The sequence below is a fragment of the Enterobacter sp. BWH64 genome (assembly GCF_001037645.1).
GTDB classification, from domain to species: domain Bacteria; phylum Pseudomonadota; class Gammaproteobacteria; order Enterobacterales; family Enterobacteriaceae; genus Enterobacter; species Enterobacter hormaechei_C.
This window is the reverse complement of record NZ_KQ089922.1, coordinates 4,302,827-4,326,912: the sequence shown is the minus strand read 5'-3', so window position 1 is coordinate 4,326,912 and position 24,086 is coordinate 4,302,827. Positions and strand designations below refer to the sequence as shown.

Here is a 24,086-nt window from a genome sequence, read left to right as displayed (position 1 = left end):
GTCATGCGATATAAGCGAATTGCCGTAGTGTAGGTTAGCTCTTTTGCGCCTGGCAAGCCCGCTGGACGTAAGGGTTGTGATTCCCCTGGACTTTGGCGATACGTTCGTCGCGCTGGCATTCCCAGTCCGTCACCGGGTAGAGCTTGTCCCAGGCATTGAAGAGCTGCGTCTGCTGGTGGGAAAGATTGAGATCGTAGCGGTCGCGCATATAGAAATAAGTGCGGGCGATGCTGCCGCGTGCGCGGGCAGGTGGTTCGGCGACTTTCTCTTTGAAATCGACCTTCATGGCGCACTGACCGTACTGGCCTTCGCCACCGTTCCACTGGCTGTACATGAAGTTTCCGCGGTCGCCATTGACCTCACCCACGGCGGGTTGCAGGTTGTGCATATCGCTTTCCATCTGGCGGTAGACCGGATCTTTTGCGCAATTTTTACGTCCACCGTCCTGCCAGCACTGGCGCTGGTGGCCAAACTGCCAGGCCGGAACAACGTGTTCCCATTCGATTCGGCTGGCGCGATTCTCGTTCTTGCGCACCTTATAGCCGCAGGATCCCAGATCCACGACCCCTTTCTTACCCTGCCAGTTAATTTTACAGCCGCAGTAGAAATCACCCGGTACGTCGGCGTTAATCTTTACGCCCGCGGTTTTTGCCTGAGAGAAACTGTGAATACCGTCGGCCAGAGCATGGCCGGAGAGCGCTGTCGCCAGAAAAGCGACCGCGAGAGAAACATTACGGGACATCTTACACTCCGTGTCAAAACGAGCCCGCAACGTAACGAATGTTGTTCCCGTATGCAATCAGTCAGATCAGGAAAGTTCCTGAAAGTTCGAGTGATTATTCCGCAACCAGCGGTTCGCCGCATTTAACGCAGCGATAGGTCGCCTCGCCGCGCACCACACGGTTGTGACGGCGGACGGTAAGCTGGTGCTGCTGACACTGGCAGCGGTAGGGGAAGGTATTGCGGCGTACCGATTCCAGCTCGAACTGATGGGTGCGGCGGGCCGGAACCCCGAGCACCGCCTCCATCATCCATTTCCACTCTTTGCCGTGCGGTGCGACGCGGCCAAAGTGCTTCCACACCAGAAGGTGGGCCAGCTCGTGCGGCACCACTTCGTCGATAAACGCCTGCTGGTTTTCCATCATCAGCACCGGATTCAGGCGGATCTCATACGACTCCAGCCAGGCTGTGCCTGCCGCGGTGCCACGCTGCTGATAGACCAGCTTCGGTTCAGGATAATTGCGGCCGAGCTTCAGGTTGGCCTGGGCGAGTTTTTCCCGCAGGCTGCGCATGACGGCTTGCTGAATGGCGATGGGGAGACGGGGAGCTTTCATAGGGGCAGAGCATAAAGCGGGAAGCGGGGAGGCGCAAGAGGCGCCTCCCGCAGGAGGATCAGTCGTGTGCGCCGATTTCGCGCAGAGGACGACCTTTCATCAGGTTACGTTCAATGTGTTCCAGTGAAACATGTTTGGTTTCAGGAACCAGCCAGATAGTGAGAACGATAAAGAACAGGTTCAGACCGGCGTAGACCCAGAAGGTATTGGCGTTACCCAGGGTATTGAGCATGGTCAGGAACGTTGCGCCGACGATCATGTTGGCAATCCAGTTGGTTGCGGTAGAACAGGTGATACCAAAATCACGCCCTTTCAGCGGCTGGATCTCAGAGCACAGCACCCAAATCAGCGGACCGGCGCTCATCGCAAACCCAATGATAAACATCAGCAGCATCGCCACGGCGAAGTACTGTGCCGTTGGAGAGTGAATGCCCATGTGCATCATGGTACCCAGCACGCCCATCCCGACGGCCATCACCAGGAAGCCCAGCGTCAGGGTTGGCTTACGTCCCCAGCGGTCCACCAGACCGATAGCGATAAAGGTCGCCAGCACGTTGGTCAGGCCGACGATCACGGTGCCCCACATCTGCTCGGTGGTGTTGGTGTAGCCCGCCAGTTCGAAGATTTTCGGCGCGTAATACATGATGACGTTCATCCCGGTGAACTGTTGCATGATCTGTAACAGCACACCGAGGAACACCGCGCGGCGGAAGTTGCTGTTCTCTTTGAACAGCGCCCAGCCGGACTGTTTGACCTTCAGGCTTTCGCGGATCTCTTCCAGCTCGTTTTTGGCTTCGGCGCTGGTATCACGCAGGCGTAAGAGCACGCGTTCGGCATCATGGAAGCGGCGTTTGGCGGCGAACCAGCGCGGACTGTCCGGCAGGAAGAAGACGCCAATCAGCAGCAGGATGGCTGGAATGATGATTACGCCCAGCATCCAGCGCCATGCGCCGCTGTAGCTGAATGCGGTATCCGAGAGATAAGCCCCCAGAATACCGATGGTGATCATCAGCTGATACATGGAAATCATGCTGCCGCGGATTTTTTCCGGAGCGATTTCAGACAGGTACAGCGGGGCAGTATAAGACGCCACGCCCACTGCCAGACCGAGCAGCACGCGGGAGATGATCAGCACTTCAACGTTAGGTGCAGCGGCAGAGAACAGTGAGCCGGCAACGAACAGGATCGCGCCGATCATCAGGCTCTTTTTACGCCCGAGCTTAAAGGAGAGCCAGCCGCTGCCGACCGCGCCGACGGCGGCACCGAACATCATGGAGCTAACCACCCATTCCTGAGTGTGTGCGCTAATCTGGAACTCATCGGTGATGAAAGGTAATGCACCGGCAATTACGCCAATATCCAGGCCAAAGAGTAATCCTGCCAGAGCGGCGAGGAAGCAGACGAAGAACGTCATTGCCTTATTGGACGTACGCCCCTGTTTATTATTGTCAGGCATTATGCCCTCCAGTTGGGTTATCAGTTTTTACGATATTAAGAGTAGGTGAGCGGCTCATAAAAATATGTGAGTCAAATCACAATGGTGTAATCGGTTACACTGACTTGTAACCGTAATAATAATTAAAGCTTTGAAAATATAGAGGTAAATTAATTGATGTGCATCGCGTTTGCACAAATTTCAGACTTAACTGAAAGGGAATGTAACAGCAGAAGAAATGCGATCATGCAAAGAGAATATTCTGAAAGCGGGGTACAGAGAGTGGGGTGTAAACGGTTCCAAACATTGCCGGGTGGCGGCTGCGCCTTATCCGGCCTATAAAAACTCACGACCCGTAGGTCGGGTAAGGCATAGCCGCCACCCGACATAAAAAAGGCCAGCCCAAAGGCTGGCCTGTTTAAGCTACTGGCAGTCGATTATTTCAGACCGGCAGCATCACGCAGCAGGGCGGCTTTGTCGGTTTTTTCCCATGGGAAATGTTCACGACCAAAGTGACCGTATGCAGCCGTTTCCTGGTAGATTGGGTGCAGCAGATCCAGCATCTGAATCAGACCGTATGGACGCAGGTCGAAGAACTCACGCACCAGCAGGGTCAGCTGTTCAGAAGGCACTTTTTCAGTCCCGAAGGTTTCCACCATGATGGAGGTTGGCTCAGCCACGCCGATAGCGTAGGAAACCTGGATCTCACAGCGGTCAGCCAGACCGGCAGCAACGATATTTTTCGCCACATAACGTGCAGCGTACGCCGCAGAACGGTCAACTTTAGACGGATCTTTACCGGAGAATGCACCGCCGCCGTGACGTGCCATGCCGCCGTAGGTATCTACGATGATTTTACGACCGGTCAGACCGCAGTCACCCATTGGGCCGCCGATAACAAAGCGTCCGGTTGGGTTGATGAAGAATTTGGTCGCAGAGCTCAGCCATTCAGTTGGCAGAACCGGCTTGATGATCTCTTCCATCACCGCTTCTTGCAGGGATTTCTGGTCAATCTCTTCAGCATGCTGCGTGGAAAGAACCACTGCATCGATACCGACGATTTTCCCGTCGTCATACTGGAAGGTCACCTGGCTTTTCGCATCCGGACGCAGCCACGGCAGGGTGCCGTTTTTACGCACTTCAGCCTGACGCTGCACCAGACGATGGGCGTAGGTTACCGGCGCTGGCATCAGCACGTCGGTTTCGTTGGTTGCGTAGCCGAACATCAGGCCCTGGTCACCCGCGCCCTGTTCCAGCGGATCGGCACGGTCAACGCCCTGGTTGATGTCCGGAGACTGTTTGCCAATCGCGCTCAGTACGGCGCAGGAGTTGGCATCAAAGCCCATATCAGAATGTACATAGCCAATCTCACGCACCGTGTTACGGGTGATCTCTTCGATATCAACCCATGCGCTGGTGGTGATCTCACCGCCAACCAGAACCATGCCGGTTTTGACATAGGTTTCACACGCTACGCGCGCCTTTGGATCCTGCGCGAGGATCGCATCCAGCACCGCATCGGAGATTTGGTCAGCAATTTTATCAGGATGTCCTTCTGATACGGACTCGGACGTAAACAGGTGTTTTGCCATGTTTTATTTCACCTAAGAGGAATTTGGTTAGCTCAAGCTGCTGTGTGGAATAGCCATAGGAGATAATTCTACCAAGGCCTACAGGATTTTGACACTGGCAGTCTGAGTGTTAATCGGTATGGATGGATTAACATCTGGACGTCTATTTTAGGTCACTTCTTCACCCGATTTCCAGTTTTTTTTGACTCACCTCTCACTGTGTTGAAAACGCTGCTGGAAATTTTTCCTGACGACGCTGGCAACCTGCGCATTTTTGTTTTGCTTTTTAGCAACCTTATCGGTATAAAACGCGGCGCGCGGCTCATATAAAATAAGCGCTCGATGAACACATCGTGTCGCCACTTCCAGCCGGGTTAAGCAGTGAACTTTTAGCTTTGGCTTGTGGTCCGTTTCAGCAGAGGCGGCCGTGGAGGTGATACGAGATAATGAACCATCGTTTTCCGCTCATTCAGCGCAGCCGTTCTGGCGCGCATTTGATTCCCACCCGCACTTCTGGTCTAAACACCTGCCGATGTTATACCCATCTCGGTGCTTCTCAGGATTCCAGAGCCGGTCACGCTTTGTGAAAACTGAACAAGGGCTCTCTTGTTAATACAGGAGTTTTCTCGTGGTTTCGCCGAACCTTGTCATACAGAGTTCGGATACGTGTTTTACAATGATATGAATAAGAAACCGGTCGCACGGTCTGGATTTCAGCATACTCTGCTGGGAAATGGAGCCGTTAATGGGTTGTTATCGCCGTATAACGCTGCGATAGTAGTCAACTGTTTTACACTTAATACAAAGAGTTGAGGTTCGCTATGTCTGACGACATGTCTTCGCTTTCGCCTTCGTCAGCAGGCGAACAGGGTGTACTACGTTCTATGCAGGAGGTTGCGATGAGCTCCCAGGAAGCCAGCAAGATGCTGCGCACTTACAATATTGCCTGGTGGGGCAATAACTACTACGACGTTAACGAGCTGGGCCACATCAGTGTCTGCCCGGATCCGGACGTCCCGGAAGCGCGCGTGGATCTCGCTAAACTGGTGAAAACCCGTGAAGCGCAGGGTCAGCGCTTGCCTGCACTGTTCTGCTTCCCGCAGATCCTGCAACATCGCCTGCGTTCTATTAATGCCGCGTTCAAACGCGCGCGGGAATCGTATGGTTATAACGGCGACTATTTCCTCGTTTACCCGATCAAGGTCAATCAGCACCGTCGCGTGATTGAGTCCCTGATCCACTCCGGCGAGCCGCTGGGCCTCGAAGCAGGCTCTAAAGCGGAGCTGATGGCGGTTCTGGCGCACGCGGGCATGACCCGGTCGGTGATCGTCTGTAACGGCTATAAAGACCGCGAATACATTCGTCTGGCGCTGATTGGCGAGAAGATGGGCCACAAGGTCTATCTGGTGATCGAGAAGATGACCGAAATCGCGATCGTGCTGGAAGAGGCCGAGCGTCTGAACGTGATCCCACGCCTTGGCGTGCGTGCGCGTCTGGCATCGCAGGGTTCCGGTAAGTGGCAGTCCTCCGGCGGTGAAAAATCCAAGTTTGGCCTCGCGGCGAACCAGGTGCTTCAGCTGGTGGAAATTCTGCGCGAGCGCGGTCGTCTGGACAGCATTCAGCTGCTGCACTTCCACCTCGGCTCGCAGATGGCCAATATTCGCGACATCGCCACTGGGGTGCGTGAATCCGCGCGTTTCTACGTTGAGCTGCATAAGCTCGGCGTGAATATTCAGTGCTTTGACGTGGGCGGCGGCCTGGGCGTGGACTACGAAGGGACCCGCTCGCAGTCTGACTGCTCGGTAAACTATGGCCTGAACGAATATGCCAACAACATCATCTGGGCGATTGGCGATGCCTGCGAAGAGCACGGCCTGCCGCACCCGACGGTGATCACCGAATCCGGCCGCGCGGTCACCGCGCACCATACGGTGCTGGTCTCTAACATCATCGGCGTTGAGCGTAGCGAAATCACCGAAGCCACGCCTCCGGCAGACGATGCCCCACGTTCCCTGCAAAGCATGTGGGAAACCTGGCAGGAGATGCACGAGCCGGGCACGCGTCGTTCCCTGCGCGAATGGCTGCACGACAGCCAGATGGACCTGCACGATATTCACGTCGGCTACTCGTCAGGCACCTTCAGCCTGCAAGAGCGCGCGTGGGCGGAGCAGCTCTATCTGAATATGTGCCACGAAGTGCAGAAACAGCTCGATCCGAGCAACCGCGCGCACCGTCCGATTATCGACGAGTTGCAGGAGCGTATGGCGGACAAAATGTACGTCAACTTCTCCCTGTTCCAGTCGATGCCGGATGCCTGGGGTATCGACCAGCTGTTCCCGGTTCTGCCGCTGGAAGGGCTGAACCACGCCCCGGAACGCCGCGCCGTGCTGCTGGACATCACCTGTGACTCCGATGGCGCAATCGACCACTACGTCGACGGCGACGGTATCGCAACGACGATGCCAATGCCGGAGTACGATCCGGAGAACCCGCCAATGCTGGGCTTCTTTATGGTGGGGGCGTATCAGGAGATCCTCGGCAACATGCACAACCTGTTCGGTGATACCGAAGCGGTTGACGTGTTTGTCTTCCCTGACGGCAGCGTGGAGGTTGAGCTGTCCGACGAAGGGGACACCGTGGCGGACATGCTCGAATACGTTCAGCTGGATCCGAAAAAACTGCTCACCCAGTTCCGCGATCAGGTTAAAAACACCGGTCTGGACGATGCCTTGCAGCAGCAGTTCCTGGAAGAGTTTGAAGCGGGTCTGTACGGGTATACGTATCTGGAAGACGAGTAAGAAAACCTCCCTCTCCCTGTGGGAGAGGGGCGGGGTGAGGGCATCAGGCCGCTGTGCCGCCGATGCCCGGTGGCGCTGCGCTTACCGGGCCTACGAATGTAGGCCGGAGAAGGCGAAGCCGCCATCCGGCAGAATGCTATACTCACTTGAACCCGTATGAATTAACGGCGATAATTCGCCCCAATATGCGATTTACGAATCAATCCCTTCCTCGTCGGGTTTAACGACGCGGAGGGGATTTTTTTTCATCTGTTTTTAATGTATCGACTTTATAAGAGGTCAGGACATGAGCACTTTAGGTCATCAGTACGATAACTCTCTGGTATCTAACGCGTTTGGTTTTTTACGCCTTCCGATGAACTTCCAGCCGTACGACAGCGATGCGGACTGGGTGATCACCGGCGTACCGTTCGACATGGCAACGTCCGGTCGCGCGGGGGGACGTCATGGCCCGGCGGCGATCCGTCAGGTTTCCACCAACCTGGCCTGGGAGCACAACCGCTTCCCGTGGAACTTCGACATGCGCGAGCGCCTGAACGTGGTGGACTGCGGCGATCTGGTGTACGCCTTCGGTGACGCGCGTGAAATGAGCGAAAAATTGCAGGCGCACGCCGAGAAGCTGCTGGCGGCCGGTAAACGCATGCTCTCCTTCGGCGGTGACCACTTCGTGACCCTGCCGCTGCTGCGCGCCCACGCGAAGCACTTCGGCAAAATGGCGCTGGTGCACTTCGATGCGCACACCGACACCTACGCGAACGGCTGTGAATTCGACCACGGCACCATGTTCTATACCGCGCCGAAAGAAGGCCTGATCGATCCAAACCACTCCGTGCAGATCGGCATCCGCACCGAGTTCGACAAAGACAACGGCTTCACCGTACTCGACGCGGGCCAGGTGAACGATCGCGGCGTGGACGATATTCTGGCTCAGGTTAAGCAGATCGTCGGCGACATGCCTGTCTATCTGACCTTCGACATCGACTGCCTGGATCCGGCATTCGCACCGGGTACCGGTACGCCGGTGATCGGCGGCCTGACATCAGACCGCGCCATCAAGCTGGTGCGCGGCCTGAAGGATCTGAACATCGTCGGGATGGACGTGGTGGAAGTAGCTCCGGCCTATGACCAGTCCGAGATCACCGCGCTGGCCGCGGCGACCCTGGCGCTGGAAATGCTCTACATCCAGGCGGCGAAAAAAGGCGAATAAGCCTTACGCGCTGATTGCTGCTGCGCGCCGCATGCGCAGCAGCAACATTCCCCCGGCAAGCAGGGTGACAACCTGCGAGACGACCAGCACCGAAAAGCCTGAACTGACCGACCCCACCGATCTCATCACCATCCCCATCAGCAGCGGAATAAACGCCGCGCAGATATTGCCGATCCCATTGATTATGCCGTAAGCGCTGCCCACCGCTTCCCGCGCGGCGTGATGCTGGATCACCGCCGGAATAGCCGCCCCCTGTAGCCCCCAGAAGACGTTAGCCGAAAGCATAAACAGCGCCAGCCAGGCAGGCTGATGGCTGAGCATCAGCGCGACCACGGACAGCGCCGTCATCGCCCCGCCCACCACAAACAGCACCGGTGCCTGTTCCGGACGCATTTTGTCGAGCAGCACGCCGCCCAGAAACTTTGACCCCAGGCTGAGCAGGAAGGGGATCGCCGCAAGCCAGCCCGTGGCATGCAGCGAGAAGTGGTGCTCGTCACGCAGCCACGCGGGTAACCAGGCGCTGCTCCCCCAGAGATAGCTCAGGGTGGCGATTTCAACCACCATGATCCAGCCCAGCAGCGGCGTCTGCCAGGCCAGCGTGAAGGTGTGGACAAACCCCGGCTTTTTCGCGGTCGGGAGTTTGCGCGGCGCGGGCAGAAAACGCCAGATTAAGCCGCCGCCGAGGAGAAGGTTGATTGCCGCCAGCGCGTAAAACGATCCGGCCCAGCCCAGATGCGACATCAGCCAGGTCACCAGCGGAAAGCCCACGGCCAGCCCGAGCGAGACGCCCAGCGCGGTCACGGCGTTGGGTTTGCCGATCTCTTGCGCGCTAAAGTTATCGCTGATAAAGCGCGTTTTCAGTGAAAAAAGCGGTCCCTCCGCGATCCCCAGAATCACGCGGGCGAAGAGCATTCCCGTCAGCGAGCCGAGCAAAGGTGAAGCCGCGCAGACCGCGGCCCAAATCGCAATGCTGCTTAATAATCCCTGCCGATAATGAAGTTTGCTTTCAATAACCGGCGTTAATAATAAAGCGGAAAATCCATAACCCAGAAGAAAGCAGGTCATGAGCAGGCCCTGTAACATTCTGTTTTCATTTAACTGAAAATGTTCGGCAAATTCCGGGTTTAAAATCATTACCGAGATATTTACCCGATCGACGTAGGAAATAATAATGAGTAATAAAAGCGCAATCGTGCCTTGCCATCTTGCCGTCATCATGTCCGCCTTACGTTTTTTGTAACTTATATTTTTCATCAATGTTATTGTCACGGAGCTAAAATGGTTCACCTGTGAAACTCTTTGTTTATTAAAGATAAATTAAAATTTCGTTTCACAGGTGAAACGCGAAAGAGGTGACGTTCATTTATTTTTAGAGAGTAAAAAGAAAAGAAGTCAATATCTTTTATTGAAAATAAGAGACCATTAAAAAAACGTATTTCTCACGCTGCAATAATGAAAATTTCATATCGCTGCATTTTTTCGTGATCCCTTGCACACTTAGTTAATTAATTGCCGATCGATTAACAAATTCGTCACATTGTCGCTTGACGAAACATTCATCGCTTTTATATTGACCGTATTAAATAAGAAACATAGTTTCATATATGAAACAAAAGCCTGGAGGATCGTGATGAGCTGGATAGGCGTATGTGACGCAGAACAAGTACAGGAAGATTTCCCTTTTAGCGGCAACGTCGATGGTAAAGAGATCGGCGTTTACCTGATCGACGGTGAATATTACGCGCTGGAGGACGTATGCCCGCACGCCTATGCCCTGCTGAGTCAGGGCTTCGTGGAAGACGGCAAGGTGGAATGCCCGCTGCACGAGGCGGTGTTCGACGTCAAAACCGGCCAGTGTCTGCACGGCCCCGGAGGACGCAACCTCAATCGTTACCCGGTTCGGGTCTTTGAAAACCAGATTCAGATTACCTTCGTCGAGGAGACCGTGGCATGAGCGACACCCTGAACTACAACCCGGCGCTGCCGGAAAGCCGCCAGTTTACCCCGCCGGCAGAGGGCGGTAACGGTGCCATTCATAAGCCGGGTGATTACACCAACCTGATCTGGCAGACCCGCAGCCGCGAGCCGGAAAGCTGGGAAGTGAAGCTGATTGCGACGCTGGAAGATCTCTTCGAGCAGGGCGTTGAGACCTTGCCGGAGCTGGTAAGCGGGCTGAACGCAGTGCGTATGCACGACCAGCAGGGCGAGCCGTGGAGCGACGCCAGCTTCCAGGCATTCTTACAGGTTAACGGCTACTGAGGGCAACGCGATGACGACGACCGTACAAAACTATCTCGATAAAGGCCTGCGCGGCCTCTGGTATCCGGTACTGGCAAGCTGGGAAGTGCAGTCTGCTCCTGTGGGCATCACCCGCCTGGGCGAGCAGATTGTGGTCTGGCGCAATAAAGATGGACAGGTTCAGGCGCTGGAGGACCGCTGTCCGCATCGCGGTGCGCGCCTGTCGATGGGCTGGAACCTCGGGGACCGCATTGCCTGCTGGTATCACGGCGTAGAGGTGGCGGGCAACGGCGAGGTGAAAGACGTGCCCGCCGTGGATAAATGTCCGCTGGTCGGCCAGCAGTGCGTGCGCAGCTATAACGTGCAGGAGGCGCACGGCGCCATCTTCCTGTGGTTTGGCGTCACCGCGGACCAGCAGCCGGACGAACTGACCTTCCCGGATGAACTCGCCGACACGGAAAACTTCAGCAACTTCCTCTGCACCGCCGCGTGGAAATGCAATTACCAGTACGCGCTGGAAAACGTGATGGACCCGATGCACGGCACCTATCTGCACTCCTCGTCGCACTCGATGGCGGAAGGGGATCGCAAGGCCGACATGGTGCTCCAGCCGACCAAAACCGGTTTTATTTTCGAGAAGAAAGGGCAGAGCGGCGTCAATTTTGACTGGGTGGAGCTGGGCAACAGCGGCACCTGCTGGATGCGCCTCTCCATTCCGTACAAGAAGCGCTTCGGACCGGGCGGCCACTTCTTTATCGTCGGCATGGTGGTGCCGGAAGATAACGACAACTGCCGCGTCTTCTTCTGGCGCATCCGCCGCGTACAGGGCTGGCAGCGCGATATGTGGCGCTTCATGTACCGCAACCGGCTGGAAAAACTGCACTGGGAAGTGCTGGAGCAGGACCGCGTGGTGCTGGAGAGCCTGGCGCCAAACGCGCGCGATCATGAATACCTGTATCAGCACGACGTTGGACTCTCGCGCCTGCGCCGCATGATGCAAAAGGCCGCCAAAGAGCAGCTGGCGATGCGTGAAGCACAGCAGGGAGCTGCCTGATGAACGGGCTGCTGAGCGGAAAGCGCATCGTGGTGACCGGTGCCGCGCGCGGGCTGGGCTATCACTTTGCCAAAGCCTGCGCGGAGCAGGGCGCGGCGGTGGTGATGTGCGACATCCTCAAAGGCGAGCTGGCCGAGAGCGCCCACCGGCTGCGCGAGCAGGGCTATGCGATCGAATCGCACGTTATCGATCTGGTCGATCAGCACTCTATCGACCAGGTGTTCAGCGCCATTGGCGAGCAGGGGCAGATTGACGGCCTGGTGAACAACGCGGCGATGGCGACGGGCGTGGGCGGCAAAAATATGCTCGATTACGATCCGGATCTCTGGGATCGGGTGATGAGCGTCAATGTCAAAGGTACCTGGCTGGTGACGCGCGCCGCCGTGCCGCTGCTGCGCGAAGGGGCAGGCATTGTGAACGTGGCGTCCGACACCGCGCTGTGGGGCGCGCCGCGCCTGATGGCCTACGTCGCCAGCAAGGGGGCCGTGATTGCCATGACCCGCTCAATGGCGCGCGAGCTGGGGGAAAAACGTATCCGTATCAACGCCATCGCACCGGGGCTAACCCGCGTCGAGGCGACGGAATATGTCCCCGCCGAACGGCATCAGCTCTACGAAAACGGACGCGCGTTAACCGGCGCGCAGCAGCCGGAAGATGTCACCGGCAGCGTGGTCTGGCTGTTAAGCGATCTGTCACGGTTTATCACCGGACAGCTGATCCCGGTCAACGGCGGTTTTGTCTTTAACTAAGGTAGGGCGATGATGGCAAACGATCAGGAAGTGAAGTATCTGGTGCCGGGGCTGGAGCGCGGTTTACAGCTGCTGTTGGCCTTTGGCGAGCAGCATCGCGATCTGACCTTTGCCGAACTGCACCGGCTGGTGGATATGCCGAAGGCCACCGCCTATCGCGTGGTACAGACGCTGGAGTACATGGGATTTCTGGAGCGCAACACGCGCACCAATACCTTTTCGCTGGGCATGAACGTGCTGCGTCTTGGCTTTGAGTACATCGCCTCGCTGGACGTGGCGCAGGTCGGCCAGCCGGTGATCGAGCAACTGCGCGACGTGAGCCAGTGCAGCAGCCATCTGGCGATCCGCGACGGGCGCGACATTATCTACATCGCCCGCGTCAGCGCCGCCGGGTCGCGTATCAACCAGGTCAGCATTGGTACCCGCCTGCCGGTGCACTGCACCTCGCTGGGCCGTATGCTGTTGACCGATATTTCCCGCGCTGATTTCGAACAGCTGTTCCCGCATGAGCGTCTGCCGGGCAACACGCCGGGGCAGCTTCACGACCGCGAAGCCCTGTGGCAGATGGTGCAGCAGGACAAAGCCCGCGGGTATGTCATCGGCGAATCCTTCTTCCGCCACGGGATCTCTTCCATCGTCTACCCGGTGTATGACCGAAGCGGCCGCGTGGCGGCGGTGGTCAGCATTCTGGTGCCGTCGGAGGAGATCCCGCAGAGCGACCGCGAGCGCCTGCAAAACGAGGTTCGCCTCGCGGCGGATAAAATTTCTGGCTTCTTAGGGTATTTGTCACAGGCCAGTTAAATCAGTGAGTTAACGTCAGGCGCTTGACTGCGTCGGGCATGTTTTACGCCCAATCTGGGCCAGATGAGGCAACGAACGATGAGTGTAACCGGAATTGAAAAGCTGGAATTTGGTGTGGAAGACCTGACGCACTGCGCCAAATTTATGCGTGATTTTGGCCTGACGGGCGATGCCAGCGGCCAGCGTTTCACCACCCTGAGCGGCGCGCGCGTGGAGCTTAACCCGATCGACAGCCCCGACCTGCCGCCCGCGTTTGAAGCGGGCAACACCCTGCGTCGCATGACCTGGGCGGTTGCCAGCCAGTCAGATCTGGACGCGCTGCGCCCGAAGCTGGCGCAACAGCCAGGTTTTCGTGAAGTGGGCGACGCGCTGGAGTGCCTGGACCCGAACGGCATGACGCTGCGCGTGCAGGTGACCCAGCAAACTGACGTGGAACTGAACGTCGAGCCGATTAACCAGTGGGGCGATGCCCGCCGTATCGACACCCCCAGCCCGGTTTACGATCGCGCCCAGCCGATCAACGTGGGGCATGTGGTGTTCTTCGTGGAAGAGCTGGCGGCAGTGGAGAAATTCTACCGCGAGGTGCTCGGCTTCCAGGTCTCGGACCGCTATATCAACCGCGCCGTGTTCCTGCGCTGCGGCGTGCGCGGCGGCCATCACAACCTGTTCCTGCTGCAACTGCCGAACCGCAAGCGCGGCCTCAACCACGTGGCCTTCACCGTGCGCGACATCCACGAGGTGATCGGCGGCGGTATCGCGATGAATAAACATGACTGGAGCACCTTTATCGGGCCGGGCCGTCATCCGGTGTCGTCGGCGTACTTCTGGTACGTCAACAGCCCGACCGGCGGGGCGTTTGAGTATTACACCAACGATGATTATCTGACGGAAAACTGGCAGCCGCGTGAGCTGGAGCATTCGCTGGTCTCCTTTACCGAGTGGGCGGTGGAAGGCGGGATTGACCACGACACGCGCCGCCAGCAGAAAAAGCCGGAGGCGGTATGACATCGCGCATTGTCATTATCGGCGGCGGTCAGGCGGGCGGCTGGGCAGCGAAAACCCTGCGCGATGAGGGCTTCGACGGCGAAATTTGCGTGGTGGCGGAAGAGGAATGGGATTTCTACGAGCGCCCGCCGCTGTCAAAAGCGTCTTTGCTGGAGCCGGACGCGGCGCTCCCAAGGCTGTTTAGCGACGAGGTGCAGCAGGCGCTGAACCTGGCCTGGTACCGGCCGCTGCGCGCTGAATCTGTCGATCGCGATGAGAAAAAAGTTGTTCTTAGCAACGGCGAGCATCTTAGTTACAACATCCTTTTAATCGCTACCGGCGGTCGGGCGCGCCTGCCTTCGCAGGCGTGGGCCAGCCATCCGCAGGTCTACACCCTGCGCCACTGGCAGGACGCGCAGCGTCTGAAAGGGCGGCTGGCGGAAAGCCAAACCCTGGCGATTGTCGGCGGCGGCTGGATCGGCCTGGAAATTGCCGCGTCCGCGCGCAAAAGCGGCGTGGCGGTCACCCTGTTCGAGCAGCAGCCCGCGCTGTGCATGCGCTCGGTGAGCGGCGAGGTGTCGCAGCGCTTAGAGGCCCTTCACCGCGAGCAGGGCGTGGATATCCGTACCGGCTGCGGCGCGCTGGAGCTGGAGGACGATAACGGCCTGCCGGTTATCCACTGCGACGGCCAGCGTGAAACCTTTGATGCGGTCGTGGTTGGGATCGGCGTCGATCTCAATCTGGAGCTGGCGCGCGATGCGGGGCTGAAAACCGGGCGCGGGATCGTGGTGGATGCCCAGGGACGCACGTCGGATCCGTTCATCTTTGCCGCAGGAGATGTCGCCCAGCACCATCACTACGGGCTGTGCATCCAGTCCTGGGCCTTCGCCCAGAATCAGGCTGCGGCGACGGCGAAAGCGATGCTCAACCCCGATGCGCCAGGCTACGACGACGCGCCGTGGCTGTGGTCGGATCAATACCAGCACAACATTCAGATCCTCGGCATTCCGCAGCCAGGCAGCAGAACGGTAGTGCGTGAAGAGACGCTGTACTTCTCGCTGGACGACAACGGGAGGCTGACGCAGCTGGTGGCGTTCGACGATGCGCGTACCGTCAAGCTGGCGAAGCGCTGGATGGCGGCGGGGCGGGATCTGTCCGACGTGCCGCTCGCCGACCCGACCTTTTCACTGATGTCACTGCGATAGCTAACCCGCACCCGTAGGGGGAGAGATGACCACACTCGAGACTAACACCGCACCGGTTGAGGCGAGCGGTGAGGGGACCCGCACGCCCGAAAAAGCGGTGCGCTGGGCCATCCCGCTGTCGCTGCTGGCCTGCGTGCTGCTGGCGTTTTTCGACAAAATCAGCATCGCGGCGCTCTTTTCGGATACCCATTTCCAGCAGGCGATGGGCATTGATTTCGACACCACGCGTCTCGGCATTTTGATGAGCGCTTTCCTGCTGAGCTATGGCTTCTCATCGGTGTTTTTAAGCGGTTTAGGCGACAAAATCGCGCCGCTGCGCCTGCTCACCGGGATGATGGCGGTGTGGTGCGTGCTGATGGTGGCGATGGGCTTTACCCATAACTACACGCTGATGATCGTCCTGCGTATTCTGCTGGGCGTGGCGGAAGGACCGCTGTTCCCGCTGGCCTTTGCCATCGTACGTCACAACTTCCCGCAGCATTTACAGGCACGCGCCACCATGCTGTGGCTGCTGGGTACCCCGGTGGGCGCGGCGATTGGTTTCCCGCTCTCCCTCTGGCTGCTGAACACCTTTGGCTGGCAGAGCACTTTCTTTGTGATGGCCATGCTTACCGTGCCGGTGCTTATCTTTGTGCGCATTGGTCTGCGCGGGATCCGCCTGGAGGCAAAACCCGGCACCTCGCAGGCGTCCCGGGACGAGCGGCGCGCGGCGCGGCGTGAGCTGTTCGTCAGCCCGCACTTCTGGATCATCTGCATCTTTAACATCGCTTTCCTGACCTATCTGTGGGGCATCAACGGCTGGCTGCCGGGCTACCTGATCAAAGGCAAAGGCATTCATCTGGAGCACGCGGGCTGGCTGTCGTCGATGCCGTTCATCGCCATGCTGGCAGGGGAAGTGATTGGCGCGTGGCTCTCGGACAGGGTCGATAAGCGCGCGGCGGCATGCTTTATCTCCATGGCGGGGGCGGCCGTCGGGCTGGCGGCGGTGATGCACCTTGATACCCCGCTGGCCGTCATCGCGGCGATGAGCTTCAGCACCTTTATGTGGGGCACCGGCGCACCCAACATTTTCGCCCTGCTGGCGAAGGCCACCCATCCCCGGGTGAGCGCCACGGCGGGCGGTATCTTCAACGGGCTGGGAAACTTTGCGGGCGCGCTGTCGCCGGCGGTGATGGGCGCGCTTATCGCCTTCACCCACAGCATGGATTCCGGGCTGATTTTTCTGGCGGTGATGGCGGCGGTGGGCTGCGTCCTGTTACTGCCGCTGCTGAGACGTTACTGAGGAGAGTGTCATGACTGATTCAACCGTAACCAACACAACAGGCATCAAACCTGACCATCTGACGATGGAAGAGTGGGTCGAGTCGCGCATCGCGCGCTTCGAAGGCCGTAAATACGACTGGAACGCGCTGAAGTTCCAGGCCGATTTTGACCCGAAATACCGCCGGGCGCAGATGCGCTACATCGGCACCGGCGCAACGGGCGTCGCGAACGACACCAACACCGTGCAGGCGGACCATTTTACCTTCTCCACCATGGTGCTGCCGTCGAAGTGCGAAGGACCGCTGCACCTGCACGACGACGTGGAAGAGGTGTTCTTCATGCTCAAGGGGCAGATCACGCTGATGATCCAGGACGGCGACAACTACACAGAAACCGTGCTGCGTGAGCGTGACCTGATCTCCGTTCCGCCGGGCATCTATCGCGGCCTGTTTAACCACGGCGAAGAAGAAGCGCTGATGTGCGTCATGCTGGGGACCAACAAGCCGGAAATCCCAACCTATCCGTCCGACCATCCGCTTTCCAAAGTGAAGCGGAACTAAGGGGGGCATGATGACGGGTTTTCGTGAACAGGGAAGCGGTATTCCGCTGATGCTGCTGCACGGGATCAGCTCCGGCGCCGCCTCCTGGCACAAGCAAATGGCGCTGAACGGTTTTCGCGTGCTGGCGTGGGACATGCCCGGTTACGGCGAAAGCCCGATGCTGGCCGTAGCGCGGGCGAACGCGGGGGATTACGCCGACGCGCTGGCGGCGATGCTGGATCGCGCCGGTGTCTGGCAGGCAGTGCTGGTCGGCCATTCCCTGGGGGCGCTGGTGGCCAGCGCCTTTGCCGCGAAGTTCCCTGAGCGCGTCATCCATCTGGTGCTGGCCGACGCCGCGCAGGGGTACGGCAATGCCGCGCCGGAGCAGCGGGAGCAGGTCTGGCGCAACCGCGAGCAGCAGATGGCGCTGGGGGGCGACATCCTCGCCCAGACCCGCGCCGCGAAGCTGCTGCGCCCCGGCGCGCGCGCGGAAGATATCGCCACCGTCGCGGCGGGCATGCGGGCGCTGCGCCCGGAAGGCTACCTCGCTGCCGCATGGATGCTGGCACATGACGACATTCACGGCTGGCTTAAACGCTACTCCGGCACGTTTGAAGTCTGGTGCGGCGAGCAGGATGCCATCACCCAGCCGGAACTTGTTCAGGGTCTGGCGCTGCGCTACGGCATGCCGTTTATCGCCATTCCGCAGGCCGGGCACGCCAGCTATCTCGATAACGACGCGTTTTTCAACCAACAGCTTTTACGCATTAACGAAGAGGTGCGCGATGAATGCACAAATTGACGGGCGCGTAGCGGTCGTTACCGGCGGTTCTTCCGGCATTGGCTTTGAAACGCTGCGCCTGCTGCTGGGTGAAGGGGCGAAAGTCGCCTTCTGCGGCCGTGACCCGGACCGGCTCGCCAGCGCCCATGCGACGCTGCAAAACGAATTTCCCCACGGGGAGATTTTTGCTTACCGCTGCGACGTGCTGAACGCCGACGAAGTTCAGGCCTTCGCGGATGCGGTGCAGGCGCGTTTTGGCGCGGCGGATATGCTGATCAACAACGCCGGGCAGGGCTACGTGGCGCACTTCCATGACACCCCGCGCGAGGCGTGGCTGCACGAAGCCGAACTCAAACTGTTCGGGGTGATTAACCCGGTGCAGGCGTTTCAGCCTCTGCTGGAGCAGTCCGACATTGCCTCTGTTACCTGCGTGAACTCCCTGCTGGCGCTACAGCCGGAGGAGCACATGATCGCCACCTCCGCCGCTCGTGCCGCGCTGCTGAACATGACGCTGACACTGTCGAAAGAGCTGGTGGGCAAAGGTATTCGCGTCAATTCCATTCTGCTCGGCATGGTGGAATCCGGCCAGTGGCAGCGCCGCTTTGAAAACCGGGCGGACAAAAGCCAGAGCTGGCCGGAATGGACGGCGGATATCGCGCGCAAGCGCGGCATTCCGATGGCGCGCCTCGGCAAGCCGCAGGAGCCCGCGCAGGCGCTGCTGTTCCTCGCTTCGCCGCTGGCCTCGTTTACCACCGGCGCGGCGCTGGACGTTTCCGGCGGCTTCTGCCGCCATCTGTAAGGACACATCATGAAAAAGGTAATGTTGATTGGTTTTGGCGCCATGGCGCAGGCGGTGATTGAGCGCCTGCCCGCCGGCGTGGCTATCGGCTGGATCGTGGCGCGCGCGTCTCACCATGCCGCCATTCACGACCAGTTTGGCAATGCGGTCGAGGCGCTGACGTCGCCGATGGCGTGCGCACAAACGCCGGATCTGGTGCTGGAATGCGCCAGCCAGCAGGCGGTGGCCCAGTACGGGGAAGAGATCCTGCGTCGCGGCTGGCATCTGGCCGTCATTTCCACCGGCGCGCTGGCGGACAGCGCGCTGGAGCAGCGTCTGCTCGCTGCGGGCGGAAAACTGACCCTGCTTTCCGGTGCGGTGGCCGGTATCGACGGGCTGGCGGCGGCGAAAGAGGGCGGCCTTGAGCGCGTTACCTATCAGTCGCGCAAAAGCCCGGCCAGCTGGCGCGGCAGCTATGCCGAGCAGCTTATCGATCTGAATGCGGTGTCAGAGGCAAAGGTTTTCTTCGAGGGCAGCGCCCGCGAGGCGGCGCGCCTGTTCCCGGCGAACGCCAACGTGGCGGCGACCGTGGCGCTCGGCGGCGTCGGGATGGACGACACCCGCGTGCAGCTGATGGTTGACCCGGCAACGAAACGTAACACCCACACGCTCCACGTGGAAGGATTGTTCGGCGAGTTTCATCTGGAGCTGAGCGGACTGCCGCTGGCTTCTAATCCTAAAACCTCCACCCTGGCGGCACTGAGCGCGGTGCGCGCCTGCCGCGAGCTGGCCCTGAGCTGAGGAGAGACGATGGACGATCTGAAGATTTTTATCGGCGGCCAGTGGCGACACGGCGGCGGCAACCCGATGCAGAGCCACTTCCCGGCAGACGGGTCGATCAACGCGACGCTGAACGCCGCCAGTCTGGATGACCTGGAGGAGGCGGTAGACGCCGGAGAGCGCGCCTGGCGCGATCCCGCATGGCGTAACAGCCTGCCGCATATGCGCGCGAAGATCCTGTATAAGGTTGCCGATCTCATTGAATCCCGCGTCGACGCGCTGGCGCAGATGCAGAGCCGTGATAACGGCAAGCCGCTGGCGGAAGCGCGCGGGCTGGTGATGAGCGCGGCGGGAACGGCGCGCTACTTTGCCGCCGCCTGCGAGCTGCTGGAAGGGGAACTGCCCACGCCGCGCCAGCCGGATCTGCTGACGCTGAGCCGCTATGAGCCGCTCGGCGTGGTGGCGGCCATCACGCCGTGGAACTCGCCGATTGCCAGCGAAATGCAGAAGGTCGCACCGGCGATTGCCGCCGGGAACGCGGTGATCCTCAAGCCCGCTGAAGCCACGCCGCTGATGGCGCTGGAGCTGGCGCGGATTTTTGAACAGGCCGGGCTGCCCGCCGGGCTGCTGAGCGTGTTGCCGGGCAAAGGCTCGGTGATTGGCGATGCGCTGGCGCGTCATCCTCGCGTGCGCAAAATTTCCTTTACCGGCGGTACCACCACGGGCCGTCATCTGGCGCACGTGGCGGCGGAAAAACTGATCCCGGCCTCGCTGGAGCTGGGCGGCAAATCGCCGACCATCGTGCTGGAGGATGCTGATATCGAACAGGCCGCGCGCGGGATCTGCTATGGCATTTTCAGCTCGGCGGGGCAGGCGTGTATCGCCGGGTCGCGGCTGTTTATCCACGAGAGCATTTACGCCCCGCTGATGGCGGGGCTGCTGGAATTAACTCGCGGGCTGCGCGTCGGACACCCGTTTACCGACGGCGTGCATGTCGGACCGCTGATCGGCGAAAAACATCGCCAGAGCGTGATCGAGTACGTCGAACTGGCGAAGCGTGAAGGGGGCCGCGTGCTGTGCGGCGGTGAGATACCCGCCGATCCCGCTCTGGCAAACGGCAGCTTTTTCCTGCCCACGATTATCGAAGGGCTGAGCAACAGCGCCCGCGCCTGTCAGGAAGAGATCTTCGGCCCGGTGCTGGTGGCGATGCCGTTTGGCGATGAAGCCACGCTTATCCGCGAGGCGAACGACTCGGTTTACGGCCTGGCGGCGGGGATCTGGACGCGCGATACCGGACGCGCCCTGCGTCTCAGCGAGCAGCTGGAGGCAGGCACGGTGTGGATCAACACCTACAAGGTTTTTGCGATTTCGACCCCGTTCGGGGGCTTTAAAGAGAGCGGTCTGGGCCGCGAGAAGGGTATTCAGGGGCTGAAAGCCTGGATGCAACAAAAGAGCATTTATCTGGCGACGGGTAACAGCGTCAACCACTGGTGCGACTGAGAAAGGGTGAGCAATGAGCGAAATGATAACCGTCGGCGACGCCATCGCCAGAACGCTGGAGCAGTATCAGGTTGAGGCCATCTACGGCGTCATCTCCATTCACAACCTGCCGATCGCGGATGCGGTTGGGCAGCGGGGCCATATCCGCTTTGTGCCTGCGCGCGGTGAAGCCGGTTCCGTCACCATGGCCGATGCCCACGGGCGCTTTTCCGGTCTCGGCGTGGCGCTGACCAGCACCGGCGCGGGGGCCGGGAACGCGGTAGGCGCGCTGGTGGAAGCCATGAATGCCTGCACGCCGCTGCTGCATTTAACCGGGCAGGTAGAGAAAGCCTGGCTGGACGCCGACGCCGGGTTTATCCATGAAACCCGTGACCAGCTGACCTTCCTGAAGGCCAGCTCAAAACGGGCGTACCGCATCAGCAATGCGAATCAGGCGATAGCGATTCTGCATAAAGCTATCCAGGACGCGCAGACCCCGCCGTGCGGACCGGTCTCGGTGGAAATCCCGATTGATATTCAGGGCGCCAAAATTCCGCTGTCGCTGGTGACTAAACCGGTTAAACCGGCATCGGTTCCAGCCGTGGATACCGAAATGGTTGACGCGCTGTGGGCGCAGCTCAAACAGGCGAAACAGCCGCTGCTGTGGCTGGGGGGCGGGGCGCTGGGCAGCGCAGACGCGGTTAAAACGCTGGCGGATGCGGGCATCACCGTGATTTCCAGCACCCATGCGCGCGGCGTGCTGCCGGACAGCCACCGCGCCAGCCTTCGCGCGTTCCACAACTCGCCGTCGGTTGAGGCGCTGATCGCGCAGTGCGATTTTACGCTGGTCGCCGGTTCACGCCTGCGCAGCAACGAAACCCGTTCCTGGACGCTTGAGCTGCCTTCCCCGCGGGTGCAGATCGATATCGACCCGGCGGCGGCAAGCCGTAACTACCTGATGGATAGCACGTTGATAGCCGATTGTTCAGCGGTGCTTGGCGCGCTGGCTGAAAAAGTGCAGGGCCGCGAGTGGGGCAGTCCCCAGTGGGATATGCAGGTGCAGCAGGCGGTCGGGCAAGCCGAACAGGGGCTGCGCGAGCAGTGCGGCGCCTATGCGAAGCTTAACGACGCCATAGCAAAAGCCCTGCCGACAGACGGCCTGCTGGTGCGCGATATCACCGTGTCCGGCAGCCTGTGGGGTAGCCGCCTGTTCAGGGCTAACGGTCCGATGATGAACATTCACTCCCTCGCCGGGGCGATTGGTATGGGGCTGCCGATGGCCATCGGCACCGCGATTGCCAACCCGCAGCGCAAGGTGGTGGGGCTGGTGGGCGACGGCGGCCTGAGCCTCAATTTAGGCGAGCTGGCGACGCTGGCGCAGGAGAAAGCTAACGTGACGCTGCTTGTCATGAACGACGGGGGCTACGGCGTAATGCGTGGTATTCAGGATAAATATTTTGGCGGGCGTCAGTACTATAACGAACTGCATACGCCGGACTTTACCCTGCTGGCGCAGGCGATTGGCCTTCAGGCGTGGAGCGTTGAGCGGGCAGAGGATTTTGATGCGGTGATGACGGAGGCGCTGGCGATGCCGGGGCCGTCGGTAGTGGAAGTGCGGATGGGGCAGATTGGCGCCCTTAAGTTTGCGGGGCCGCCGCAGAAGACGCTTTACTAGCTGTTTCCCCCTCATCCTAACCCTCTTCCACAGGGAGAAAACGGTAGGCCGGGTAAGGCGAAGCCGCCACCCGGCTTTTTTCATCAGAACACGTTAAACGGGTATTCCACGTAAGCGCGGATCTCGTCCCCGCCCACGTTGTACTCGCTGGCGTTGCTGGAGACGCGCAGTACGGAGTAGCGCAGCTTCAGCTTCAGATCTTTCGCCGGGCCATCCTGCACCTGGTACTGGATCTGGTTAAACCACTCGTGCTCTTTGCCATTGCTGGTTTCAGAGGTTTTGATGTTATCGCCGCGCACGTAGGCGGTGGTCCAGCTCAGGCCCGGTAAACCAAGGCCGCCAAAGTCCAGACCGTAGGATGCCTGCCAGGAACGTTCATCTTCGCCGTTGAAATCAGACCAGTAGGAGTTCGCCAGCCAGATGGTGTTACCGCCGTCACCCACGCCGCCTTTGTCGCGATAGCCGCCGTAGTTGTAGCCGGTACTGCCGCTGCTCTGCTGGTACGCCATTTTGAACGTGTGAATGTCCCAGATATAGCTCGCTGCCAGGCTCCAGATGGTGTTGCTGAGGCCCGTGTTGAGGCTGTCCGCGTAATGCTGGTCGAGACGGGAGTTATAGCCGTTGAAGTCGAGCACCAGCTGCTGCCCGGTACTGAAAGGCTGTTTGAAGTTCATGCCCAGGTACTGCTTGTTCATCACCTCTTCGTTATGAGAGGCGTACAGCGCGCCGCTGAACTGGTCGTTAAACTGATAGCTCGCACCGCCGAAGGAGAGGCTCTTCAGTCCGCTGTCGTGGCGGTCATCGCTTTTACGCTGCTCGTCGGTGAAGTAACCGGCGTTGACTTCCAGACCGTCGATCTCTTTCGAGGTCAGCAGGGTGCCGGTGTAGCTTTCAAACAGCAGGCGGGAGCTGTCGGATGTAATGATTGGCAGTTCAGGACGCTGGTTCCCGTAGCTCAGCACGGTATTGGAGATGCGCATTTTGGCCGTCGCGCCAAACTTTGCCAGATCGGATTTTGCCCGGCCGTCGTCTTCCTGCTTAAAGAAGTCGATGCCGCCCGCGCCGCTCTTGCCGCGGCCACCGTCCAGACGCACGCCATACTGCGCGATACCGTCCACGCCGAAGCCCACCAGCCCTTCGGTATAGCCGGATGCAAACGTGGCGATGATCCCCTGACCCCATTCGGCTTTGTCCTGCTGGCCCTGATGGTAGTCGCGGCTGATATACGCATTGCGTAAAAACAGATCCAGATGGCTGTCGTCAATAAAACCCTTGCTGTCGGATTGCTGGCTTGCGGCGGCAGGTAATGCGGCAAATAAACTTAAAGCAATTAATGATAATTCTTTTTTCACGGAGGGAACGTCTCTGTCTGGATATATTAATTTGAATAACTGCGGAAGAGATAATTACCGGAA

General features: G+C 59.3%; 23 protein-coding genes. 17 read left to right on the top strand and 6 right to left on the bottom strand.

The features are described from left to right. Positions 1-34 precede the first annotated feature (34 nt). The 4 genes from endA to metK form a co-directional block, all read right to left on the bottom strand. Positions 35-742 carry a deoxyribonuclease I gene (gene endA, locus SK50_RS20580; protein WP_045343971.1) on the bottom strand — a complete coding sequence of 236 codons (708 nt, stop codon included), beginning with the start codon at positions 740-742 and terminating at the stop codon, positions 35-37. Between the two features lie 94 nt (positions 743-836). Continuing rightward, positions 837-1,334 (bottom strand): SprT family zinc-dependent metalloprotease, encoded by a 498-nt coding sequence (locus SK50_RS20575; RefSeq protein WP_015571833.1) that lies wholly within the window; start codon positions 1,332-1,334, stop codon positions 837-839. 58 nt (positions 1,335-1,392) lie between these two features. Further along, on the bottom strand, positions 1,393-2,790 hold the full coding sequence (gene galP / locus SK50_RS20570) for a galactose/proton symporter (RefSeq protein WP_015571832.1): 1,398 nt from the start codon (positions 2,788-2,790) through the stop codon (positions 1,393-1,395). Between the two features lie 416 nt (positions 2,791-3,206). Further along, complete coding sequence (gene metK / locus SK50_RS20565) at positions 3,207-4,361, bottom strand: methionine adenosyltransferase (protein ID WP_003860037.1); 1,155 nt, start codon at positions 4,359-4,361, stop codon at positions 3,207-3,209. Positions 4,362-5,021: 660 nt separating this feature from the next. Between metK and yqgB the strand changes: the two genes are divergently transcribed. The 3 genes from yqgB (at position 5,022) to speB (ending at position 8,345) form a co-directional block, all read left to right on the top strand. Beyond that, positions 5,022-5,153, top strand: a complete 132-nt coding sequence (gene yqgB, locus SK50_RS23465) for an acid stress response protein YqgB (RefSeq protein ID WP_057979949.1) — start codon at positions 5,022-5,024, stop codon at positions 5,151-5,153. An 8-nt stretch (positions 5,154-5,161) separates the two neighbouring features. Then, a complete protein-coding gene (gene speA / locus SK50_RS20555; RefSeq protein WP_017382922.1) occupies positions 5,162-7,138 on the top strand; it encodes a biosynthetic arginine decarboxylase in 1,977 nt (658 codons plus the stop codon). A gap of 286 nt (positions 7,139-7,424) precedes the next feature. After that, the gene (gene speB / locus SK50_RS20550; protein WP_017382921.1) at positions 7,425-8,345 is read left to right on the top strand and encodes an agmatinase; all 921 of its coding nucleotides are present in this window, start codon (positions 7,425-7,427) and stop codon (positions 8,343-8,345) included. Between the two features lie 3 nt (positions 8,346-8,348). Here the strand turns inward: speB and SK50_RS20545 are convergent, their stop codons facing one another. Beyond that, entirely contained in the window at positions 8,349-9,560 is a 1,212-nt protein-coding gene (locus SK50_RS20545) for an MFS transporter (protein ID WP_045344056.1), read from the bottom strand. Positions 9,561-9,975: 415 nt separating this feature from the next. Between SK50_RS20545 and SK50_RS20540 the strand changes: the two genes are divergently transcribed. The 14 genes from SK50_RS20540 to SK50_RS20475 all read left to right on the top strand — a co-directional run bounded on the left by SK50_RS20540 (position 9,976) and on the right by SK50_RS20475 (position 22,671). Next, a complete protein-coding gene (locus SK50_RS20540) occupies positions 9,976-10,299 on the top strand; it encodes a Rieske (2Fe-2S) protein (RefSeq protein WP_003860044.1) in 324 nt (107 codons plus the stop codon). Next, positions 10,296-10,604, top strand: a complete 309-nt coding sequence (locus SK50_RS20535; protein WP_017382919.1) for a recombinase-like helix-turn-helix domain-containing protein — start codon at positions 10,296-10,298, stop codon at positions 10,602-10,604. Before SK50_RS20540 ends, SK50_RS20535 begins: the two co-directional genes overlap by 4 nt. 10 nt (positions 10,605-10,614) lie before the next feature. Beyond that, positions 10,615-11,637 (top strand): aromatic ring-hydroxylating oxygenase subunit alpha, encoded by a 1,023-nt coding sequence (locus tag SK50_RS20530; protein WP_006811913.1) that lies wholly within the window; start codon positions 10,615-10,617, stop codon positions 11,635-11,637. Further along, positions 11,637-12,386 carry an SDR family oxidoreductase gene (locus tag SK50_RS20525; RefSeq protein WP_045343968.1) on the top strand — a complete coding sequence of 250 codons (750 nt, stop codon included), beginning with the start codon at positions 11,637-11,639 and terminating at the stop codon, positions 12,384-12,386. Before SK50_RS20530 ends, SK50_RS20525 begins: the two co-directional genes overlap by 1 nt. A 12-nt stretch (positions 12,387-12,398) precedes the next feature. After that, entirely contained in the window at positions 12,399-13,187 is a 789-nt protein-coding gene (locus SK50_RS20520; protein WP_003860053.1) for an IclR family transcriptional regulator, read from the top strand. Between the two features lie 78 nt (positions 13,188-13,265). Continuing rightward, positions 13,266-14,192 carry a VOC family protein gene (locus SK50_RS20515; protein WP_015571827.1) on the top strand — a complete coding sequence of 309 codons (927 nt, stop codon included), beginning with the start codon at positions 13,266-13,268 and terminating at the stop codon, positions 14,190-14,192. Continuing rightward, positions 14,189-15,376 (top strand): NAD(P)/FAD-dependent oxidoreductase, encoded by a 1,188-nt coding sequence (locus SK50_RS20510; RefSeq protein WP_023295406.1) that lies wholly within the window; start codon positions 14,189-14,191, stop codon positions 15,374-15,376. Before SK50_RS20515 ends, SK50_RS20510 begins: the two co-directional genes overlap by 4 nt. Positions 15,377-15,401: 25 nt before the next feature. Next, positions 15,402-16,658, top strand: coding sequence for an MFS transporter (locus SK50_RS20505; protein ID WP_015571825.1), 1,257 nt, complete (start codon positions 15,402-15,404; stop codon positions 16,656-16,658). A gap of 10 nt (positions 16,659-16,668) precedes the next feature. Next, positions 16,669-17,199, top strand: a complete 531-nt coding sequence (locus tag SK50_RS20500; protein ID WP_015571824.1) for a cupin domain-containing protein — start codon at positions 16,669-16,671, stop codon at positions 17,197-17,199. A 10-nt stretch (positions 17,200-17,209) separates the two neighbouring features. Beyond that, a complete protein-coding gene (locus SK50_RS20495; protein WP_017692698.1) occupies positions 17,210-17,980 on the top strand; it encodes an alpha/beta fold hydrolase in 771 nt (256 codons plus the stop codon). Then, entirely contained in the window at positions 17,964-18,758 is a 795-nt protein-coding gene (locus SK50_RS20490; RefSeq protein ID WP_015571822.1) for an SDR family oxidoreductase, read from the top strand. The genes SK50_RS20495 and SK50_RS20490 overlap by 17 nt, the downstream gene beginning before the upstream one ends. Positions 18,759-18,767: 9 nt before the next feature. Further along, on the top strand, positions 18,768-19,538 hold the full coding sequence (locus tag SK50_RS20485) for an aspartate dehydrogenase (RefSeq protein WP_015571821.1): 771 nt from the start codon (positions 18,768-18,770) through the stop codon (positions 19,536-19,538). 9 nt (positions 19,539-19,547) lie between these two features. Continuing rightward, positions 19,548-21,017 carry an aldehyde dehydrogenase gene (locus SK50_RS20480; protein WP_015571820.1) on the top strand — a complete coding sequence of 490 codons (1,470 nt, stop codon included), beginning with the start codon at positions 19,548-19,550 and terminating at the stop codon, positions 21,015-21,017. A gap of 13 nt (positions 21,018-21,030) precedes the next feature. Beyond that, positions 21,031-22,671 (top strand): thiamine pyrophosphate-binding protein, encoded by a 1,641-nt coding sequence (locus tag SK50_RS20475; RefSeq protein ID WP_048229875.1) that lies wholly within the window; start codon positions 21,031-21,033, stop codon positions 22,669-22,671. Between the two features lie 83 nt (positions 22,672-22,754). On the opposite strand, the gene SK50_RS20470 is transcribed toward SK50_RS20475, so the two are convergent. After that, positions 22,755-24,023, bottom strand: a complete 1,269-nt coding sequence (locus tag SK50_RS20470) for an OprD family outer membrane porin (protein WP_048229872.1) — start codon at positions 24,021-24,023, stop codon at positions 22,755-22,757. Between the last annotated feature and the right edge of the window lie 63 nt (positions 24,024-24,086).